The organism is Protofrankia sp. Cr1 (assembly GCF_963555865.1).
Lineage (GTDB): Bacteria > Actinomycetota > Actinomycetes > Frankiales > Frankiaceae > Protofrankia.
Genome location: NZ_CAUVXO010000250.1, coordinates 1 through 3,298 on the forward strand (window position 1 = coordinate 1; position 3,298 = coordinate 3,298).

The 3,298-nt window shown below is 71.4% G+C and carries 1 protein-coding gene and 1 pseudogene; both read left to right on the forward strand.

Annotation, left to right across the window (positions count from 1 at the left end; genetic code table 11):
* Positions 1-576: pseudogene (locus U9980_RS17865) on the forward strand (hypothetical protein); the annotation flags it as partial.
* Positions 577-636: 60 nt separating this feature from the next.
* The coding region (gene alaS, locus U9980_RS17870; RefSeq protein WP_322768963.1) for an alanine--tRNA ligase at positions 637-3,298 on the forward strand (2,662 nt) is incomplete at its 3' end.

Sequence of the window (3,298 nt, forward strand, 5' to 3'; positions counted from 1 at the left end):
ACCGTCTGGACGGTGGTCCGCGGCCGGCTGGCGCAAGCGCACCTGCGGGTCGCCCAGACCCAGCTCGCTCAACTCGAACGCGGGCTTTCCGCTGGTCGCGGCCTCTCGGTCGGCCAGCTCCACCGGACGACTGAGGCGATCGCCCGCGAGACGACGGCGGCCAGGCGGCTGACCCAGGGGCCGGTTTTCGCGGTAGCTGGGCGGGTGCCGTTGGTCGGCTGTCCCGTCCACACGACGCGTTCGTTGGCGGTCGCGGTCGATGATCTCGCCGTGGTCGGTCTGCCGGCCGTCGTCACGGTCGGCGCGGCTCTCCGCCCGGCTGTCCCGGCCGGCGCAGGGACAGCCGGCGCCGGGACCGGCTTGTTGCCGCGGCTCGCCGGGGTTCGTGGCTCGATCGACACCGCGCGGACCGCGCTCGAGCAGTTCCGCCAGCGGGCTGCCCGCACGTCCACCTGCGGTGCGATCGGGCGGCTGGTCGGAATCCAGGAGGCGGTCGCGCAGGCTTGGCGGCTGAGCGCGGCCCTCGCCCGGACCGCGCAGATGTTGGATCTCGCCGGTGGCCTGCTGCGCCGATGACGGGGGCCGGCTGGCTACGATGGGCCGGGATCGTCGGTCGATCGGTGAGGAAGGCTTGTGATGAGGTCCGCTGAGATCGCGAGCCGTTGGCTTCGCTACTTCGCCGAGCGCGGGCACACGGTCGTGCCGTCGGCGTCCCTCATCGCGGACGACCCCACGCTGCTGCTCGTGAACGCGGGAATGGTTCCCTTCAAGCCGTACTTCCTCGGCGAGGTCCGCCCGCCCTACACCCGCGCGGCCAGCATCCAGAAATGCGTGCGGACCACCGACATCGAAGAGGTCGGCAGGACCACCCGGCACGGTTCCTTCTTCCAGATGTGCGGGAACTTCTCCTTCGGGGACTACTTCAAGGAGACCGTTGTCCCCCTGGCCTGGGAACTACTCACCACGCCGGTGGCGGCGGGCGGGTACGGGCTGGACGACAGCCGGTTGTGGGTGACCGTCTATCTCGACGACGACGAGACCGCTGAGATCTGGCGGTCGACGGTGGGGGTGCCGGCCGAGCGCATCCAACGCCTCGGTATGGAGGACAACTTCTGGTCGATGGGTGTGCCGGGGCCGTGCGGACCCTGTTCGGAGATCAACTACGACCGCGGGCCGGCGTTCGGGATCGACGGGGGCCCCGCCGTGAACGGCGAGCGTTACCTGGAGCTCTGGAACCTGGTCTTCATGCAGTCCATCCGCGGTGAGGGGTCGTCCAAGAAGGACTACCCGATCCTCGGCGATCTCCCGTCGAAGAACATCGACACCGGCCTCGGCCTGGAGCGTCTCGCCGCGGTGCTCCAGGGCGTCGACAACCTCTACGAGATCGACACATCCCGGCTGATCCTCGACCGGGCCGCGGAGCTCACCGGTGCCCGCTACGGCGCCGCGGCGTCCTGCGACGTGTCGCTGCGGGTGGTTGCTGATCATGTGCGCACCTCGGTGATGCTCATCGGCGACGGCGTGCTGCCCGGCAACGAGGGACGCGGCTACGTGCTGCGCCGGATGATGCGCCGCGCGATTCGCAACATGCGCCTGCTCGGTGCACCGGACGCGACCATGCCCGAGATGGTCGCGGTCACGATCGAGGCGATGGGCCCGCAGTATCCCGAACTTGTCACCGACCGGGCGCGGATCGACTCGGTGGCGACCGCCGAGGAGGCGTCGTTCCTCGCGACGCTGCGCACCGGGACGTCCATCTTCGATCTGGCGGCGAGCGAGACGAAGAAGGCAGGCGGCGGTGTACTCACCGGTGCGCGGGCCTTCCAGCTGCACGACACGTTCGGGTTTCCCATCGATCTCACCCTGGAGATGGCGGCCGAGCAGGGCCTGACCGTCGACGCGGAGGGCTTTCGCCGGCTCATGGGCGAGCAGCGTGAGCGTGCCAAGGCCGATGCCCGGGCGAAGAAGACCGGGCATGTGGACACCTCGGCGTACCGGGACGTGCTGGCGGCGGCCGGCCCGTCGGTGTTCACCGGGTATGACAGCGCCGCCGGGGACGCCGTCGTCCGCGGGCTGCTGGTGGCCGGGTCACCCGCCCGCGAGGCCGGCGAGGGAAGCGATGTCGAGGTCGTGCTCGACCGCACGCCGTTCTATGCCGAGGGCGGTGGCCAGCTGGCTGACAGCGGCGCGGTCCGCCTCGACGACGGTACCGAGATCGAGATCTTCGATGTGCAGAAGCCGCTACCAGGACTGATCGTCCATCGTGGTCGGGTGCGCTCGGGCGGGGTCACGGTCGGGATGCACGCGCGGGCCGAGATCGACCCGGCCCGGCGGGGGGCGATCTCGCGGTCCCACAGCGCCACCCACCTGACCCACCAGGCCCTGCGGGACGCGCTGGGCCCGAGCGCCGCGCAGGCCGGCTCGGAGAACTCGCCCGGCCGGTTCCGCTTCGACTTCTCCTGCGCCGGTGCGGTGCCGGTGTCGGTGCTGGCCGACGTGGAGGAGACGATCAACCAGGTGCTGATCGAGGATCTCGATGTGCACGCCGAGGTGATGAACGCCGACGAGGCACGCCGGACCGGCGCCATCGCGATGTTCGGCGAGAAGTACGGCGACCGGGTGCGGGTCGTCTCGATCGGCGAGTACTCCCGTGAGCTCTGTGGTGGCACGCATGTGCGCCGTTCCGGGCAGCTCGGCCTGGTCAAGCTGTTGGGCGAGTCCTCGGTCGGGGCGGGGGTCCGGCGGGTGGAGGCCCTGGTCGGCCTGGACGCCTACCGCTACCTGGCTCGCGAGGCCGTGCTCGTCGCGCAGATCACCGATGTGCTCAAGGCGCCCCGGGCCGAGGTGCCCGAGCGTCTGGCCGGGGTGCTCGGGCGGTTGCGCGACGCCGAGAAGGAGCTGGAGAAGCTGCGGGCCGCACAGGTGCTGGCCGCGGCGGGTGACCTCGCGAGCGCAGCCGAGGACGTCGGCGGGGTCGCGCTCGTCGCCCACCATGCGCCGGACGGCACATCCGCGGATGATCTTCGTAGGCTCGTCCTCGACATCCGCGGCAGAGTCGCCGCCGACCGTCCGGTGGTCGTCGCGGCGGCGGCCGCGGTGGACCGGCGTCCGGTCATCGTGGTGGGTACGAGCGCTTCCGCGCGTGACCGCGGGATCAAGGCCGGGGAGCTCGTCCGCGGCGCCGCGAAGGTCCTCGGCGGTGGCGGTGGGGGCAAGGACGACCTCGCCCAGGGCGGTGGCACCGACGCGACGGCGATCGCGGCCGCGCTCGCGGTGGTCCGCCGGACGGTCGCGCAGC